The organism is Streptomyces sp. NPDC051322 (assembly GCF_040689485.1).
Classification (GTDB): domain Bacteria; phylum Actinomycetota; class Actinomycetes; order Streptomycetales; family Streptomycetaceae; genus Streptomyces.
The window spans coordinates 61255-77495 of record NZ_JBFBAK010000013.1; the positions used below are offsets into that span (position 1 = coordinate 61255).

The window sequence follows — 16241 nt, forward strand, 5'->3', positions numbered from 1 at the left end:
CATCTATGCACTCTGTGTGACTCGACCATCTCTCCCGATGCACCCCCCAACTCCACCGAAGGGCAGCGGACATGGGTCCCCATCCTGCGGTCGCGGCGATACGCCTCGCGGTTCGCCGCGTACTCCACGACGTACTGAAAGAACACTCCGCACTCCTCGCGGGCAGCGCACATCCCCCGCACCCCACCGGCGGCACCGGCCCCGGCGGTACCCCGTACGAGCAGCGACGGCCCCTGGTGCTGGTCGCGTGCTCCGGTGGCGCCGACTCCATGGCTCTCGCCTCCGCTCTGGCCTTCGAGGCCCGCAAACTCGACGTCCGCGCCGGCGGCGTCACCGTCGACCACGGCCTCCAGGACGGCTCGGAGTTCCGCGCCGCCGAGGTCGTCACCCGGCTGGCCGGCCTCGGTCTCGACCCGGTCGAGGCCGTCGCGGTGACCGTCGGCCGGACCGGCGGACCGGAAGCAGCCGCCAGAGACGCCCGGTATGCGGCGCTGGACGCGGTGGCCGAGCGCCGCGGCGCCGCGGCGGTCCTGCTCGGCCACACCCGCGACGACCAGGCGGAGACCGTCCTGCTCGGTCTGGCCCGCGGCTCCGGTATCCGTTCGCTGTCCGGTATGGCGGCCGTCTCGGGGGCGGCCGGGCGCTACCGGCGCCCCTTCCTCCAGCTCGACCGGCAGACGGCGCGCAAGGCGTGTCTGATTCAGCACATTCCGGTCTGGGACGACCCGCACAACACGGACCCCACGTACACCCGCTCCCGGCTCCGCCACGAGGGGCTGCCCGCGCTGGAGAAGTCGCTCGGCAAGGGCGTCGTGGAGGCCCTGGCGCGCACCGCGCGGCTCTCCCGCGACGACGCCGACGCCCTGGACGCCTGGGCCGCGCAGGCCGAGGGCAGCGTCAAGGACGAGGCGGGCCGGCTCGAGTGCGCCAAGCTGCAGGCCCTGCCGCCCGCCGTCCGCCGCCGGGTGCTGCGGCGCTCGGCCATCGCGGCGGGCTCCCCGGCCGGCTCGCTCTTCGCCCGCCACATCGAGGAGATCGACCGGCTGATCACCGGTTGGCGCGGGCAGGGGGCCATCAACCTCCCCGGCCGCGTCGAGGCCCAACGGCAGGGTGGCAGACTGGTTCTCCGGCAAGGCAGTCCGAAGCCGAGCTGAGCCGGAGACCGCCCGCCAGGCGCCGGTCGGTCCGAAGCTGATGCACAAGCAACTGAAAGTGGCCCGGGTGAACGAGAAGGACATGGGCACCGACCTCGCGTCGGTGCTCATCACCAAGGAAGAGATCGACGCCAAGCTGGTGGAACTGGCCGCGAAGATCGACGCGGAGTACGCGGGCAAGGACGTCCTGCTGGTGGGCGTGCTCAAGGGCGCCGTGATGGTGATGGCGGACCTGGCCCGGGCACTGTCCTCGGCGGTCACGATGGACTGGATGGCGGTGTCCTCGTACGGCGCGGGCACGCAGTCCTCGGGTGTCGTCCGGATCCTCAAGGACCTCGACACCGACATCAAGGGCAAGCACGTCCTGATCGTCGAGGACATCATCGACTCGGGCCTCACCCTTTCCTGGCTGCTGTCGAACCTCGGTTCCCGCGAGCCCGCGTCACTGGAGGTCTGCACCCTGCTCCGCAAGCCGGACGCGGCGAAGGTCGCGCTCGACGTGAAGTGGGTCGGTTTCGACATCCCGAACGAGTTCGTCGTCGGCTACGGCCTCGACTACGCCGAGAAGTACCGCAATCTCCCCTTCGTCGGCACCCTGGCACCGCACGTGTACGGCGGCTGACGCCGACCGGACTCCGCCGGACGGCCCCAGGGGTTCAGCCCACAGCCGAATGGGAACCCTCACCTGATTCCCGCCGTTGGAGCAGGGGAAGGCAGGATCGTCAGCGGTCCTGTGCGGTCGCTGGCGACAATGCTGGGGTACCGTCCGAAGAACAGTCTTTACTCACAGCAGCATTTACCTACGGGCAGGAGGGACGGGGCGTATTTCCGCCCCGTATGGATGGACGTGAAGCGATACTTCCGTGGGCCGGTCATGTGGATCGTGCTGGCCGTCCTCGCCGTGGTCGTGTTGATGCAGGTCGTCGGCTCGTCGGGCGGCTACAAGTCAGTGGACACCTCCAAGGTCGTCCAGGCGATCGACAAGAACCAGGTCGAGCAGGCCAAGGTCACGACTGGTGACGAAAACGTCATCAAGATCGAACTGAAGAACGGCCAGAAGCTCTCCGGCGAGTCCGGCAGCAAGTTCCAGTCGAACTACATCGGCGATGCGCAGGGCACCGCCCTCGCGGCCAAGCTGCAGAGCAAGGTCGACAGCGGCGACATCGCGAAGGGCTACACGGTCTCGCCGTCGAAGCAGAACCCGTTCGTCGGGATTCTGCTGTCGTTGCTGCCCTTCGTGCTCATCGTCGTGGTCTTCCTCTTCCTGATGAACCAGATGCAGGGCGGTGGCTCCCGTGTCATGCAGTTCGGGAAGTCCAAGGCCAAACTGATCACCAAGGACACGCCCAAGACGACCTTCGCCGATGTGGCGGGGTCCGACGAGGCGGTCGAGGAACTCCACGAGATCAAGGAGTTCCTGCAGGAGCCGGCGAAGTTCCAGGCCGTCGGCGCCAAGATCCCCAAGGGTGTCCTGCTGTACGGCCCGCCGGGTACCGGCAAGACGCTGCTCGCTCGCGCCGTCGCGGGCGAGGCGGGCGTTCCGTTCTACTCGATCTCCGGTTCCGACTTCGTCGAGATGTTCGTCGGTGTCGGTGCCTCCCGAGTGCGTGACCTCTTCGAGCAGGCCAAGGCGAACGCCCCGGCGATCGTCTTCGTCGACGAGATCGACGCCGTCGGCCGGCACCGTGGTGCGGGCCTCGGCGGTGGCCACGACGAGCGCGAGCAGACGCTGAACCAGCTGCTCGTCGAGATGGACGGCTTCGACGTGAAGGGTGGCGTCATCCTGATCGCCGCCACGAACCGGCCGGACATCCTCGACCCGGCGCTGCTGCGTCCCGGCCGCTTCGACCGGCAGATCGCGGTCGACCGTCCGGACATGCAGGGGCGTCTGGAGATCCTCAAGGTCCACCAGAAGGGCAAGCCGGTCGCTCAGGACGTCGACCTGGGCGCGGTGGCCCGTCGTACGCCCGGCTTCACCGGTGCCGACCTGGCGAACGTGCTGAACGAAGCCGCGCTGCTCACCGCACGTGGCAATCAGAAGCTCGTCGACAACGCCGCGCTGGACGAAGCGATCGACCGGGTCGTGGCAGGGCCGCAGAAGCGGACCCGGATCATGTCCGACAAGGAAAAGAAGATCACCGCGTACCACGAGGGCGGACACGCCCTGGTCGCGGCGGCATCTCCCAACTCGGACCCGGTCCACAAGATCACGATCCTGTCCCGAGGCCGGGCCCTGGGTTACACCATGGTGCTCCCCGACGAGGACAAGTACTCGACCACGCGCAATGAAATGCTCGACCAGCTGGCTTACATGCTGGGCGGGCGCGCGGCCGAGGAACTCGTCTTCCACGACCCGACCACCGGCGCGGCGAACGACATCGAGAAGGCCACGACCACCGCTCGCGCGATGGTCACGCAGTACGGCATGACCGAGCGTCTCGGCGCGATCAAGTTCGGCGGCGACAACTCCGAGCCCTTCCTGGGCCGCGAGATGGGCCATCAGCGCGACTACTCGGAAGAGGTCGCCGCGCTGGTCGACGAAGAGGTCAAGAAGCTCATCGAGACCGCGCACAACGAGGCCTGGGAGATCCTCGTCGAGAACCGCGACGTTCTCGACAACCTGGTCCTCCAGCTCCTCGAGAAGGAGACGCTGAGCAAGGAGCAGATCGCCGAGATCTTCTCCGGCATCGTGAAGCGCCCGGCCCGCCCCGCGTGGACCGGCTCCACCCGGCGTACGCCGTCCACCAGGCCGCCGGTCCTCTCGCCGCGTGAGCTCGCGCTCACCAACGGCGCGGTCGGCGCGGTCGCATCGGGGAACGGCGCGACCCCGGACAGCAACGCCATCGAGGCGGTCCCCGAGGACCGGCCGGAGAGCTGACCGAGCGCTGCTCGTGAGCGATCCGTCCCGGTAGCCCCGGAATGTAAGCCGCGTCCCCCAGGTTCTAGCCTGGGGGACGCGGCATTTTTCCTGTGCGGCATGTTCTGCGGCCCGGCTTTTCCGCGGCCCTGGTTTCTGCGGCACTGTCATGTCGCCGAGAAGAACTTACGGAGCGAGGCACTGATGACCGACCCGATCACGCTGGACGGCGAGCACGAGGTCCGCGAGTTCGACGAGAAGCGGGCCGAGAACGCGGTGCGCGAGCTCCTCATCGCGGTCGGGGAGGACCCGGACCGGGAAGGTCTGCTGGAGACGCCGTCCCGGGTGGCGCGGGCCTACAAGGAGATCTTCGCCGGACTGCGGCAGCGCCCCGAGGACGTCCTGACCACGACGTTCGATCTCGGACACGACGAGATGGTGCTGGTGAAGGACATCGAGGTGCAGTCGCACTGCGAGCACCATCTCGTCCCGTTCACCGGTGTCGCGCACGTCGGCTACATCCCGTCCGCGGACGGGAAGATCACCGGGTTGTCCAAGCTGGCCCGGCTGGTCGACGTGTATGCGCGCCGTCCGCAGGTCCAGGAGCGGCTGACCACGCAGGTGGCCGAATCGCTGATGCAGATACTGGAACCGCGCGGCGTGATCGTCGTCATCGAGTGCGAGCACATGTGCATGACCATGCGCGGGGTACGCAAGCCCGGCGCGAAGACCATCACCTCGGCGGTTCGCGGACAGCTCCGGGACCCGGCCACGCGGGCCGAGGCGATGAGCCTGATCATGGCGCACTGACCTCGGCGTGTTCCCTGGGGGTTGGCGGCGGAGGCGCGTTCGCGCGCCGGTCAGGGCACCTGTGGACCACCGAGGTAGGTGCCGTGGGAGTCATAGGGCCAGGCGTTCGCCACGCATCCGTGCAGTCCGTAGATCTGCTGCATCATCGCCGGTGCGGGCTTGCCCGGACCCGGGCAGGCCTCGTGGCCGTGCCCGATGCGGTGGCCCACCTCATGGTTGATGATCAGGGCGCGGTACTCCCGGACCGGCCCGGTGAACTCCGGTGAGCCGGTGTCCCAGCGCTTCAGGTTGACGAGCACCTGATCGCCGACGTCGCAGTTGACCTCGCCGTGGGTGTCCAGGTCGGCGGCCCCGCAGATCTTGTCCACGGTCGCCGGGCTGGCGATCTTCACCTCGAAGTCGTACGGACCGTCGGCCACCAGCTGGAAGGCGTCATGACCGTCCGCGGTCCAGCCGCGTGGGTCGGCGAGGATGTGTTCGATCTCGCGTGCCGCTTCGCCGGCGGAGACGTCCGCGCCCTCCTCGACCTGCACCTTGTAGCGTCTGACCGTCCCTTTGCCGACGGATTTCCCGGCTGCCGCGGCGGTCACGAAGCGCCCGTTTCCGGGCTCCGACCAGTCCCTGGCTTTGCCTTTGCTCTTGCTTTTGCCGCCGGCGGACGCCGACGGGGCCGGAGACGACGGTGCGGACCGCGGAGAAGCGGACGGTGCGGACGGCGTCGGGGACGCCACCGCTCGCGAGGAGGCCGTGCCCGGACCGGCCGCGCCGCTGTCGTTCCCGCCCCCTCGCGCCGCGACGAACGCCGTGCTGGCCAGGCCGATGAGGGCTACGGCACCGACCAGGTACCTCCGGCGTCTTCGGGTGGTGCGTGCTACCCGACGTGAGCGGGACCGCGACCTGCTTCTTCGTGCCATGGCATCCCAGGCTGAGCTGCGCACATGATGGCTTCTGGCCCGGAAGATCACGAAACCGCAACGAGCGGACGGGGGGCCGTGTGATCCTTCTGTAACAGCTCCCCGTGGACCGCTCCTGCGAGGCCGTCCCTGATCCGGCAATAGGCATACTTATCGCATGTCCCGCGTCCTGCTCGTCGAAGACGACCCTGCGGTGCGCAAGGGCGTCCAGCTTGCCCTGCGGCATCAGGGGCACGACGTCTTCGCCGCCGGCACCGGCGAAGAGGGGCTGGAAAACCTGCGCGCCTTCCGTCCGGACGTCGTGGTGCTCGACCTCATGCTGCCGGGCATCCCGGGACTGGACGTCTGTCGGCGCATACGCGAACGCGACCAGGTGCCGATCATCATCGTGACCGCCCGGGGCGATGATGTGGATGTGGTCGTCGGGCTGGAAGCCGGCGCCGACGACTACGTCGTCAAGCCGGTGCAGGCCCGGGTGCTCGACGCCCGCATACGGGCCCTGCTGCGCAGGCTCGACGCTCCGGCCTCCGATGCGTTGCGGCCCCGAGTGGAAACCCATGGCTCGCTGACCATCGACCGGGCAGGGCTGGTGGTGTCCTTGCACGGCATGCCGGTCGCTCTCGCCCCCTCGGAACTGCGGCTGCTGCTGACGCTGTCCGCCGCTCCCGGGCAGGTGCTGAGCCGTCAGCAACTGCTGGAGGCGGTCTGGGAACACAGCTACCACGGCGACATCCGGCTGGTGGACGCCTGCGTCAAACGGCTGCGCGGCAAGCTCGGCGAACTGGGCGGTGACCCGGGTTACGTCCAGACGGTGCGAGGCTTCGGCTACTGCTTCCGTTCCTCGTGAGGGCGGTCCTGGCGAAAGCCCGGCCCGTCCTGAGCGGACTGCGGTTGCGGCTCGTGGTGGCCTTCGCGCTGGTGGCCGTGGTCAGCGCCCTGAGCACCGGGGCTCTTGCCTTCCGGGAGGCCCGCACCGGTGTGCTGACGCAGAGTCAGGACACCGTCATCAGACAGTTCCGCGACACCGTGGGCGGCCTGGCCCCAGGACTGCCTTCGGTGCCGACCGAGCAGGATCTGAAGGTTCTGGTGAACGAGGTGGCACGGGCCGATCCCGCCGGGCAGTGGCGGGTCATGGCCACCTACGGCGGACTGCGGGTGTTCTCCGGCTCGCAGGACCGCTTCGGCGCGCTGACCGCCGAACTCAGCCGGTCGGTGCGGACGCAGCCGGCCGCCGTCTTCCAGCGCGTGACGCGCGGAGGCCATCCCTTTCTCATGGTGGGCCTGCCGGTCGTCTACCACGTGAGCGAAGGCACACCGCCGACCCTTTCCGGTCTCACGGTGTACCTGGCGGTCCCGCAGGAGACGGAACTGGCGTATGTGCGGGCGATGATCGCGGCCATCGAGCACGCCGCCTGGTCGGCGCTGGGCCTGGCCGTCGTGCTGGCGCTGCTCGCCGCCAGGGGAGTGCTGCGGCCGGTCCGCGCGCTGCGCCGGGCGACCCGCCGGATGGCCGAGGGGCACCTCGACGTCCGGCTCGCCGTCAACGGCTCCGACGAACTGGCCGATCTCTCCCGCTCCTTCAACGAGACGGCCGCCGCGCTGGAGCGGTCGGTGACCCAACTGCGGGTCCTGGAGGCGCAGGCGCGGCGTTTTGTCGCGGATGTGTCCCATGAGCTGCGCACGCCGCTGGCCGCGATGACCGCGGTCACCGGTGTGCTGGACGACGAAGTGGTGCACCTGGAGGGCGAGACGGCGGACGCCGTGGGGCTCATCAGCGAAGAGACCATGCGGCTGAGCCGGCTGGTGGAGGACCTGATGGAGATCTCCCGCTTCGACGCCGGCGCCGCACAACTGCAGCTGGACGAGATCGACATGGCCGATTCGATACGGCACACTCTCGCCGCCCGTGGCTGGCTCGACCGGGTGGACCTGCGGTTGCCGGGCCAGGGCGGCCCACGCAACGCGGTGGACCCGCGCCGACTGGACATCGTGGTGGCCAATCTCGTCGGTAACGCCCTTCGGCACGGTGCCCCGCCGGTGTCGCTGCAGCTCAGCACGGAGACCGGAGCCGGAGCGGACGAAGAGGGGTGGGCCGTTATCGAGGTGGCCGACAGCGGGCCGGGCATACCGCGGGCGGCGCTGCCGCACATCTTCGACCGTTTCTACAAGGCGGACACCACCCGGGCCCGCAGTGAGAGCAGCGGCCTGGGCCTGGCGATCACCGCGGAGAACGTCTCCCTGCACGGCGGCCGGATCCACGCACGCAACCAGCCCGGGGGCGGCGGCTCGGTCTTCTCCGTGGCACTGCCGCTGCGCCGGCGATCCCAGGCTCCCGACGCCGACGGGGAGCCGTCATGAGGCGGCTCCGGCCGGCGTGCGCCGGACTGTGCGGGGCCCTGCTGTGGCTGGCGGGCTGCGGGGTTCCACCGTCCGGGGTGATCCAGTCCGGTGCGCCCGCGACGGGGATGCCGCCCGAACTGGTCGTCTACCTCCTGAACGCGGACAGCCGGGACGCGAACGGCCCGAGCGCGAGCGATCTGGTGGCGGCGCCCCGGCAGAGCACTCGTCCCACGGACGTGGCCACCGCCGTCCGCCTGCTGTTCGCCGGGCCCACAGCGGCAGAAGCGGGAAGGCTCACCACCCGGCTGCCGGGCACGGCGCCGACTGTGTCCGCGACGGACGCGAACGGCACCGTCGTCGTCCGGTTCCGGACCGCCGTCGACCGGCTCGACGAGCTCGCCATGGAGCAGCTGGTGTGCACCATTTCCCGGGCGGCCCACACAGAACAGCAGGAACGGGCCCAGCAGCAGGAACGGGCCCAGCGGGCGCCAGGGGTGAGTGAGCCGGTGCAGCTACGCCTGTCCGTACGCGTGGTCAGCCCCGGGTGGACGGCGATCCGGCAGGATGACGGCTGCCCGTCCGGCGTTGCCCGGCCGGTCGCCACCACGGGCTCCGGGGCTGCGTAGTTACGCCGCCACGCTGCGGCCGTCGTTCTTGTCCTCGTCGTCGGGGAGCTTGCAGACGCGTTCCAGGAAGAAGGCCGCGGCGACCACCGCGATCCCCGCAAGCACCGAGAACCCCGCGTAGATCGCCTGGTCACGGCGGGCCGGATCGTCCAGGTAACCGAGCAGGTAGACCCCGGTGCCGCCGTACATCCCGCAGACCAGCGAGGCGACCAGCGCGCTGGCCTGGCCGAAGACCACCGCGCGGGCGGCCATCAGCGGGTCCACGCCCCTCGCGCCGGGGCGCCGCTCGCGCTGGGCGCGCAGCCGGGCGCGCAGCGCGAGCGCGGTGGCGAGCAGGACCACCGCGATCACCGCCAGCACGATGGGGGCGGCCAACGGCACGCCGGGCAGGCTGCCGACCGAGCCCCAGAGCCGGGCACCCGCCCAGGACAGCACCCCGGCGACGACGAACAGACCGGCCAGCACTCCCAGCCGTAGTTGTTTCACGTAACTCTGCTCTTCCCCTAGACCGCTGGACCGACCGTCGCCTCCGTCCCTCAGGCTAACGACTAGTCCGGCAGGCAGAGTTCCAGATCGGCACGTGGCAGCACGCCCTCCTTGCCGACGGCGGTGAGCAGCTCGGCGACCCGGCCGCGGCCGGGCAGTTCGGCGTGCGGGTCCACGTCGTGCCACGGCACCAGCACGAAGGCCCGCTGGTGGGCGCGCGGGTGCGGCAGGGTGAGCAGCGGATCGTCGGAGATCACATCGGCGTACGCCAGGATGTCCACGTCGATGGTCCGCGGCCCCCAGTGTTCCTCGCGGACCCGGTCGAAGGCCTCTTCGATGGCCTGGCCGCGCTCCAGCAGGGAGGACGGCGGCAGGGTGGTCTTCACCAGGACCACGGCGTTGAAGTACGAGGGCTGCGAGCCGGGGTCCACGCCCCAGGGTTCCGTCTCGTAGACCGGGGACACCGCCTTGACCCGCAGTCCGGGGGTGTCCTCCAGGGCGTCGATCGCCCCCTGCAGGGTCTCCAGGCGATTGCCCAGGTTGGCGCCCAGGGAGATCACGGCGTGTTTCGGGTTGGACAGCGTCACATCCGCCGCGTCCACCTGCGCGACGACGGAGGCGGGCACCGGCTGCACGGTCGGGTCGCTCTGCGCCCCACTGGAAAACACGGTCATACTCGGCTCCGGGTGATGGTGATGGTCACGTCGTCGAAGGGCACGGTGATCGGGGCATCCGGCTTGTGCACGACCACCTCGACCTCCTCGACTCCTTGGTGCTTGAGGCACTGCTGAGCGATCCGTTCGGCGAGCGTCTCGATCAGGTCGACCGGCTCGCCCTTGACGACGTCGACGACATCCTCCGCGACCACGCCGTAGTGCACGGTCTTCGTCAGGTCGTCGTCCGCCGCCGCCGGGCGGGTGTCCAGGCCGAGCACCAGATCCACGATGAAGGTCTGGCCTTCCTCGCGTTCCCGGGGGAAGACGCCATGGTGCCCACGGGCCTTGAGGCCGCGCAGCGCGACACGATCCACGCGAATCACTCCTGCTGTTCGTCGGAAGGGCAGGCCGGCGCCGAGTGCGGTCGGTACGGCTCCCTCATTCGAATCTACCTGCGGGTGCTGACAACGCCCGCCGATGGGGGCTATGGACAGGTTTCGGGGCGGGTGGTAATCGCCCCTACCCGCACCTCCCAGGTCCGAACCCTGTCGGGGCAGGTCCCCACTCAGGCGGGTGTTTCCTCGTCGTCGTCGCCTTCCTCGCCTGACTCGGCGAGCACCGGCGATCCGTGATGCAACCAGAGTTTCCAGCCGTCGGGTGTCCTGCGGAAGACGTTGGTGGCGACCACGAGCTGCCCGACCAGCGGACCCAGTTCGCCGCTCTCCTCGGCGGGGCCGCCGCTGAGGATGTTCTCGGTGCAGGTGACCACGGCGGTGTCGGCCAGCACGTTGACCTTCACATCGGTCAGGAAGAACTGGATGTACTCGGTGTTCGCCATGATCAGCGCGTACGACCTGAGCACTTCACCGCGCCCCGAGAGCACCGGCCAGCCGGGGTGGACGCAGGAGATCTCGTCCTCCAGCCACAGCGCGGACAGCTCGTCGAAGTCGCCCCGTTCCATCGTTTCGTAGAAGGCCGTGTTGGCGAGCTCGATCTCTTCGATCTCGGTGCTCGCCGTCATGCGGCCCCCTCGACGGCCCGGGCCACCCGGACCGCGTCGGCCGTCGCGCGCACTTCGTGGACGCGGACCGCCCAGGCGCCCTCGTAGGCGGCGAGCGCGGAGATCGCCGCGGTGGCGGCGTCCCGTTCGCGGGCCGGCGGTGGTCCCGCACCCTCCCTTGCGAGCACCCGGCCCAGAAAGCGTTTACGGGAGGCGGCGACCAGCAGCGGATGGCCCAGCGCACGGAGCTCGCGCAGGTGCGCCACGAGGGCCAGATCGTGCTCGGCCTCCTTGGCGAAGCCGAGACCGGGGTCGACCACGATCCGGTCCGGCGCGATGCCGCCCGCCACGGCGGCCGCCACCCGGTCGCGCAGTTCGGCGACGACCTCGGCGACCACGTCCCGGTACACCGCACGCGTGGCCATCGAATCGCTGAAGCCGCGCCAGTGCATCACCACGAAGGGCGCCCCGGCGGCGGCGACCGCCGGCAGCATGGCGGGGTCGGCGAGGCCGCCGCTGACGTCGTTGACCAGCTTCGCGCCGGCCGCCACCGCCTGCTCGGCGACGGTGGCACGCATGGTGTCGACGGAAACGGTGACGCCTTCGGAGACGAGTCCCCGTACGACGGGCTGGACGCGGCGGAGCTCTTCGTCCGCGTCCACCCGGCTGGCGCCGGGGCGGGTGGACTCACCGCCCACGTCGACCAGGTCCGCGCCCGCTGCGACAAGGTCGAGGCCGTGCTTGATGGCGGCGGTGGTGTCGAACCAGCGACCACCGTCGGAGAAGGAGTCGGGCGTCACATTCACGACGCCCATGACCGCGCAGCGGTCCCACCCGGGGAGCCCTGCGACGTGGCCTCGGCCGTCCAACGTACTCATGGCTCCAGCCTAGGCCCGTGGACCGGGCCAGAAATGCCACCGGAGGGCGCCCGTGCCGCGAAGCCCGCTCCTCACACCGCCCGTGCGTCGCTCTCCCGGCTGCCGGTCAGATGCGTACAGGGCCGCGCCGCCGCCGCCCGCCGCCGCAGTGGTAGCGGCCACGGCAGCCCCAGATTCACGAACCCCTCCGCCTGCATCGCGGCGAGACCGATCCGCGGCAGGTCGCTGGTGTTGCGGAAGACCACGAACCGCGGTTCCCACCGGGGCCGGAACTTCGCGTTGAACTTGTAGAGGGACTCGATCTGGAACCAGCGGGAGAGGAAGACCAGCAGCGCCCGCCACCCCCGCAGCACCGGGCCCGCGCCGAGCTTCTCACCGCGGGCCAGCGCCGAGCGGAACATCGCGAAGTTGAGCGACACCCGCTCGATGCCGAGCTGGGGCGCCGTCTGCAGGGACGCGACGATGAGGAGTTCGTTCATGCCCGGGTCGGCGGCGCGGTCGCGGCGCATGAGCTCCAGGGACATGCCGTCGGCGCCCCACGGGACGAAGTGGATGATCGCTTTCAGGTCGCCGAAGGGTGAGTCGGGATCATCGGACTTGTGCGCGGTGGCGATCACGCAGTCGCCGTCACCGGGGTCCCCGATCCGGCCGAGCGCCATCGAGAAGCCGCGCTCGGTGTCGGTGCCGCGCCAGGCCGCCGCGGCCGCTCTGATCCGCTCCAGTTCGGTCTCTCCGACATCACGGACGCGCCGGACCCGGGTTTCGTAACCACTTCGCTCGATGCGCTTCACCATCTGGCGCACGTTGCGCATGGCCCGCCCGGCCAGGGAGAAATCCGCCACATCCACCACCGCCTCGTCGCCGAGCTCGATGGCGTCGAGGCCGGTCTCCCGGGTCCAGACCTCGCCGCCGGTCTCGCTGCAGCCCATGACGGCGGGTGTCCAGGAGTGCGCCTTGGCCTCATCCATGAAGCGCTCGATGGCGCCGGGCCACGCCTCCACATCGCCGATGGGATCGCCGCTGGCGAGCATCACCCCGGAGACCACCCGGTAGCAGACGGCGGCCTTGGCGCTGGGGGAGAAGACGACGCCCTTGTCACGGCGCAGCGCGAAGTGGCCGAGCGAGTCGCGGTCGCCGTGTTTCGTCAAAAGGGCGCGCAGCTGCTTCTCGTCCTCGTCGGTGAGCTGCGCCGCCGGGTGTTCCGGACGGAAGGCCAGATAGATGGTGCTGACCGCGGTGAGCAGTCCCAGCGAGCCGAGCGAATAGCCGACGGTCCAGGATGTGTCGCCCGCGTACTCCACCGGCCCCTCGAAGCCGACGAGCCCGAACAGCACATGCTGAAGCCGGTCGACGATGCTCGGGCTGCCGACGACCCGCCCCGGGTGGACGCTGACGATGACCAGGCCGAGCCCCAGCGAACCGGCGCTGAGCAGAACGAAGTTCGCCAGTGCCCGCCAGCGGCTGCGCGGATCGGGAAGCGCGGCGAACTCGCCGCGGTGACGCACCAGCAGCACCAGCAGCACCACGGAGATGAGCATCCCGACGACCGAATGGCGGTAGACGAACTGCGTCACGGCGGCCACCGGCAGCAGCACGACGGCGGCCCGCCAGGCCCTGCGTTTACGCCGTTTGAGGCCGTGCGCCAGCAGCAGGAGCATCAGGCCCGAGCAGAGCGCGAGAGCCGCGGTGAACGGGCCGAGCGTGCCGGGGAGCACCTCGGCGACGGCGTGCATCCTGCTGTGCCGGAAGCGGGGGAAGACGCCGCCTGCGGCGTCGAGCAGGCCGACCACCGTGCAGGCCGTACCGATCAGCGTGGGCACCGACTCGGGGCGGGGCCCGCGGAAGATCCGCCGGACACGATCAGGAACCATTCGTGACTTATCCCCATCTACCGGCACAGACATCGCTTCCTACGGCTCCACAACACGTTTTTGCGTGAACAGGTCTCGCGTCAACACGTCTTCGTCGACACGTCTTCGTCCGTCCGACGCCGCATTCGGCGTAGCATCCGGACATTTTGTGCCCACTAGGACGACGCTTCGGGGAGGCGGGTTCATCCGCCCCAGGGAAAATCTCACGGCAGAAAGCTCGGCAAACCATGGGTCTCACCAGTCACAAGGTCCTGGCGCTGGCAGCCGCGCTGGCCGTCGCCTCCTTCGTCGCGACCATCTGGCTCTGGCCGCGCCTCGCCCGGCGCAGCGGGCCCGCGATAACCGGCCGGATCGGCCTGCTGCTCGCCACCCAGGTGGCGGTGTTCGTCACCGTGGGGCTGATGGCCAACAACTCATTTCTGTTCTACGCCTCCTGGGCCGATCTCTTCGGCCGGGAACAGGCGCCGGGGGTGGTCGTCGACCACGCGGCGGGCGGCAAGGACGTGCGGGTGGTGGCGGAGCGGCGGATGGATGTGCCCGGCGGTGCACGCCCCGAGGTCGGCGGCCGGATCCAGCAGATCGTGATCCGCGGACAGAAATCCGAAATAGCCAGTTCGGCCTACGTCTATCTACCGCCGGAGTACTTCCGGCCGGCGTACGCCAGGCGAACTTTTCCGGCAGCTGTGGTGCTCACCGGATATCCAGGCACCGCGGAGAACCTGGTCAAAGGACTGCGTTACCCCAAAACCGTCTACGACCAGGTGAGGGCCGGCCGGATGCGCCCCATGGTGCTGGTGATGCTGCGCCCGACCGTTGCCCCGCCACGGGACACCGAATGCGTGGACGTACCGGGCGGGCCGCAGACGGAGACGTTCTTCGCCGATGACGTGCCGACCGCACTGCGGTCCTCCTACCGGCTCGGTACCGGCCCCCGGAGCCTGGGTTTCATCGGGGATTCGACGGGCGGCTACTGCGCGCTGAAGCTGGCCATCCACCATCCGGACGTGTACGGCGCGGCGGTGGGCCTCTCCGCCTACTATCGGGCGGCCGAGGACCCGACGACCGGTGGTCTGTTCCACGGCAGCGTACGGGGGAGGCACCACGCCGATCTGTTGTGGAGCCTGGCGCACGGGCCCGCGCCGCGGACCTCGCTGCTGGTCACCACGAGTCGGCACGGCGAGAAGAACTACCGCTCCACCCAGCAGTTCCTGGACACGGTACGGGCGCCCACCCGGGCGTCGTCGATCACGCTGAAGAGCGGTGGGCACAACTTCAACACCTGGCGCCGGGAGATACCGGCGAGCCTGGTCTGGCTGAGCAACCGGCTCACCGGCCGGTGACGATCCGTCGGCCGCATTCCTCAGCGACGGAGAGATCCGCTTGCCATCCGCTTACCAACGAAGAGATCCGCATCGACCGGCGTCCGGGAATGCAGGTAACCGCTGGGGAACAAATCCCGCTGCGGTCATCCATTCAGGTCGCACGCACGGTAAATTTCACGCCATGCCACGTGGACGCCACCGCCATTCCCCACCCCTGCACCGGGTTCTGCAGCCCTCGGCCGTAGCCGGTGTGTCGCTTCTTCTTGCCGTCGGCGCCTGGCTGTTCGCGGATCCCGTGGTGCTCCGTTGCCTGGTCGCGGCGGCCGCGGCGACCGCTGTCGCCGGTGCGGTGCTGATGCGCAGCTGGGACCGGGTCGCCGGGCGGCGGGTCGCCGACCTGATCCGTGCTCGGACGAGCGACGAGTGGAAGGCCGAGGAACAACTGGCCGAACTGGAGGGCGACCTCGAGGAGTCGCGCGCGCTGCGCGCCAAGCTGGAGTCGAAGCTCCGGTCCAAGCGGATCGAACTGGCCGCGCTGCGCGGTGAGCACGCCGGACTGCTGCGGCGGTACGCCACCGCCGAGACCGAGCGGGCCAGCGCCCTCGAGGGCCGTAGGCTGCTCGCCATAGAGGCGGCCGCCCCGCCGCGGGCCGCGTTGCCGGCGGCGAGCTCCCGGCTGACGCCGTCCGTGTACGCGAGGGCCGCGCAGGCTCTCGACGCACTGCCCCGCAACGCCGCCTTCCAGCGTGAACAGCGGGAGCGGCAGCAGCAGCAGGAAAAGCTGGAGCAGCTGAAGCAGGCGCGGCAGAAGCAGGCCGACCGGAAGAACGCCCAGCAGCAGGCCGACCGGAACCAGGACCACCGGAACCAGCCGCAGGCACCCCAGGAGGCGGCGGAGCCGGAGGGAAAGCCGGGGAAGCCCGAGGCGGCCGTCGGCGAGCACACCCGCCCGTCGTCCGCCCTCCCCGTACCGCGCAACGTCCCGGCGACGGCCGTCGTCCCGTACACCGCACAGCAGGCCAGGGCGCGCCGACCGGAAGGCCGGTTCGACTTCTTCGGCATGCAGAAGGCGGCCGCCGCACCCGTACGTGCCCGGCTGGAGCCCGCACAGCTGGAGTCCGTGCAGCACGAGGATCTCGCGGACGTGGTGGGTGCGGAGGCGATCGAGGCGCACAAGGCCGCGGCCGCGCTCGAGGCGGAGGCCGAGGCGGCCCGGACGAACGCCGCCGCGCACGAGGCCGGAGAGGTCATCGACCTCACCGCGCACGACGAGACGGAACAGATCGACGTGGCGGGACTGCGCAGCGCGATCTCCTGACCCGCGGGC

At 70.0% G+C, this 16241-nt stretch carries 16 protein-coding genes; 9 read left to right on the plus strand and 7 right to left on the minus strand.

Features of this window, described 5'->3' with window-relative positions:
- Positions 1-71 precede the first annotated feature (71 nt).
- From tilS to folE, 4 genes are all read left to right on the plus strand, one after another.
- The gene (gene tilS / locus AB0436_RS26670; protein WP_366470476.1) at positions 72-1154 is read left to right on the plus strand and encodes a tRNA lysidine(34) synthetase TilS; all 1083 of its coding nucleotides are present in this window, start codon (positions 72-74) and stop codon (positions 1152-1154) included.
- An 82-nt stretch (positions 1155-1236) separates the two neighbouring features.
- Entirely contained in the window at positions 1237-1776 is a 540-nt protein-coding gene (hpt, locus tag AB0436_RS26675) for a hypoxanthine phosphoribosyltransferase (protein WP_366470539.1), read from the plus strand.
- Positions 1777-1995: 219 nt separating this feature from the next.
- A complete protein-coding gene (gene ftsH / locus AB0436_RS26680) occupies positions 1996-4032 on the plus strand; it encodes an ATP-dependent zinc metalloprotease FtsH (RefSeq protein ID WP_366470477.1) in 2037 nt (678 codons plus the stop codon).
- Between the two features lie 183 nt (positions 4033-4215).
- Positions 4216-4821: a GTP cyclohydrolase I FolE gene (gene folE, locus AB0436_RS26685; RefSeq protein ID WP_366470478.1), complete on the plus strand. Its 606-nt coding sequence runs from the start codon at positions 4216-4218 to the stop codon at positions 4819-4821.
- 50 nt (positions 4822-4871) lie between these two features.
- Here the strand turns inward: folE and AB0436_RS26690 are convergent, their stop codons facing one another.
- Positions 4872-5735: a DUF3152 domain-containing protein gene (locus tag AB0436_RS26690; RefSeq protein WP_366470479.1), complete on the minus strand. Its 864-nt coding sequence runs from the start codon at positions 5733-5735 to the stop codon at positions 4872-4874.
- 157 nt (positions 5736-5892) lie between these two features.
- Here AB0436_RS26690 and AB0436_RS26695 point away from each other — a divergent pair, with 157 nt between their 5' ends.
- From AB0436_RS26695 to AB0436_RS26705, 3 genes are read left to right on the plus strand one after another with little or no spacing between them, the layout of a single operon-like run.
- Positions 5893-6582, plus strand: coding sequence for a response regulator transcription factor (locus AB0436_RS26695; protein WP_366470480.1), 690 nt, complete (start codon positions 5893-5895; stop codon positions 6580-6582).
- On the plus strand, positions 6579-8093 hold the full coding sequence (locus tag AB0436_RS26700; protein ID WP_366470481.1) for a HAMP domain-containing sensor histidine kinase: 1515 nt from the start codon (positions 6579-6581) through the stop codon (positions 8091-8093). The genes AB0436_RS26695 and AB0436_RS26700 overlap by 4 nt, the downstream gene beginning before the upstream one ends.
- Positions 8090-8701 carry a hypothetical protein gene (locus tag AB0436_RS26705; RefSeq protein ID WP_366470482.1) on the plus strand — a complete coding sequence of 204 codons (612 nt, stop codon included), beginning with the start codon at positions 8090-8092 and terminating at the stop codon, positions 8699-8701. The genes AB0436_RS26700 and AB0436_RS26705 overlap by 4 nt, the downstream gene beginning before the upstream one ends.
- Here the strand turns inward: AB0436_RS26705 and AB0436_RS26710 are convergent, their stop codons facing one another.
- From AB0436_RS26710 to AB0436_RS26735, 6 genes are all read right to left on the minus strand, one after another.
- The gene (locus AB0436_RS26710; RefSeq protein WP_366470483.1) at positions 8702-9187 is read right to left on the minus strand and encodes a DUF3180 domain-containing protein; all 486 of its coding nucleotides are present in this window, start codon (positions 9185-9187) and stop codon (positions 8702-8704) included.
- Positions 9188-9249: 62 nt separating this feature from the next.
- Positions 9250-9861, minus strand: coding sequence for a 2-amino-4-hydroxy-6-hydroxymethyldihydropteridine diphosphokinase (gene folK, locus AB0436_RS26715; RefSeq protein ID WP_366470484.1), 612 nt, complete (start codon positions 9859-9861; stop codon positions 9250-9252).
- Entirely contained in the window at positions 9858-10217 is a 360-nt protein-coding gene (gene folB, locus AB0436_RS26720; RefSeq protein ID WP_366470485.1) for a dihydroneopterin aldolase, read from the minus strand. The genes folK and folB overlap by 4 nt, the downstream gene beginning before the upstream one ends.
- A 191-nt stretch (positions 10218-10408) precedes the next feature.
- Positions 10409-10864 carry a nuclear transport factor 2 family protein gene (locus AB0436_RS26725; protein WP_366470486.1) on the minus strand — a complete coding sequence of 152 codons (456 nt, stop codon included), beginning with the start codon at positions 10862-10864 and terminating at the stop codon, positions 10409-10411.
- Positions 10861-11721, minus strand: a complete 861-nt coding sequence (gene folP / locus AB0436_RS26730; protein WP_366470487.1) for a dihydropteroate synthase — start codon at positions 11719-11721, stop codon at positions 10861-10863. Before folP ends, AB0436_RS26725 begins: the two co-directional genes overlap by 4 nt.
- 71 nt (positions 11722-11792) lie before the next feature.
- Positions 11793-13625 (minus strand): phosphatidylglycerol lysyltransferase domain-containing protein, encoded by a 1833-nt coding sequence (locus AB0436_RS26735; protein WP_366470488.1) that lies wholly within the window; start codon positions 13623-13625, stop codon positions 11793-11795.
- Positions 13626-13819: 194 nt separating this feature from the next.
- Between AB0436_RS26735 and AB0436_RS26740 the strand changes: the two genes are divergently transcribed.
- Together AB0436_RS26740 and AB0436_RS26745 are read left to right on the plus strand one after the other, a co-directional pair.
- Complete coding sequence (locus AB0436_RS26740; protein WP_366470489.1) at positions 13820-14932, plus strand: alpha/beta hydrolase-fold protein; 1113 nt, start codon at positions 13820-13822, stop codon at positions 14930-14932.
- A gap of 163 nt (positions 14933-15095) precedes the next feature.
- The gene (locus AB0436_RS26745) at positions 15096-16232 is read left to right on the plus strand and encodes a hypothetical protein (protein ID WP_366470490.1); all 1137 of its coding nucleotides are present in this window, start codon (positions 15096-15098) and stop codon (positions 16230-16232) included.
- Positions 16233-16241: the final 9 nt, after the last annotated feature.

Bases quoted from the DNA above. Each gene is read 5' to 3' on its own strand.
- tilS (WP_366470476.1), top strand. From the start codon at position 72: ATGGGTCCCCATCCTGCGGTCGCGGCGATACGCCTCGCGGTTCGCCGC.
- hpt (WP_366470539.1), top strand. From the start codon at position 1,237: ATGGGCACCGACCTCGCGTCGGTGCTCATCACCAAGGAAGAGATCGAC.
- ftsH (WP_366470477.1), top strand. From the start codon at position 1,996: ATGGACGTGAAGCGATACTTCCGTGGGCCGGTCATGTGGATCGTGCTG.
- folE (WP_366470478.1), top strand. From the start codon at position 4,216: ATGACCGACCCGATCACGCTGGACGGCGAGCACGAGGTCCGCGAGTTC.
- AB0436_RS26690 (WP_366470479.1), bottom strand. From the start codon at position 5,735: ATGGCACGAAGAAGCAGGTCGCGGTCCCGCTCACGTCGGGTAGCACGC.
- AB0436_RS26695 (WP_366470480.1), top strand. From the start codon at position 5,893: ATGTCCCGCGTCCTGCTCGTCGAAGACGACCCTGCGGTGCGCAAGGGC.
- AB0436_RS26705 (WP_366470482.1), top strand. From the start codon at position 8,090: ATGAGGCGGCTCCGGCCGGCGTGCGCCGGACTGTGCGGGGCCCTGCTG.
- folK (WP_366470484.1), bottom strand. From the start codon at position 9,861: ATGACCGTGTTTTCCAGTGGGGCGCAGAGCGACCCGACCGTGCAGCCG.
- AB0436_RS26725 (WP_366470486.1), bottom strand. From the start codon at position 10,864: ATGACGGCGAGCACCGAGATCGAAGAGATCGAGCTCGCCAACACGGCC.
- folP (WP_366470487.1), bottom strand. From the start codon at position 11,721: ATGAGTACGTTGGACGGCCGAGGCCACGTCGCAGGGCTCCCCGGGTGG.
- AB0436_RS26735 (WP_366470488.1), bottom strand. From the start codon at position 13,625: ATGTCTGTGCCGGTAGATGGGGATAAGTCACGAATGGTTCCTGATCGT.
- AB0436_RS26740 (WP_366470489.1), top strand. From the start codon at position 13,820: ATGGGTCTCACCAGTCACAAGGTCCTGGCGCTGGCAGCCGCGCTGGCC.
- AB0436_RS26745 (WP_366470490.1), top strand. From the start codon at position 15,096: ATGCCACGTGGACGCCACCGCCATTCCCCACCCCTGCACCGGGTTCTG.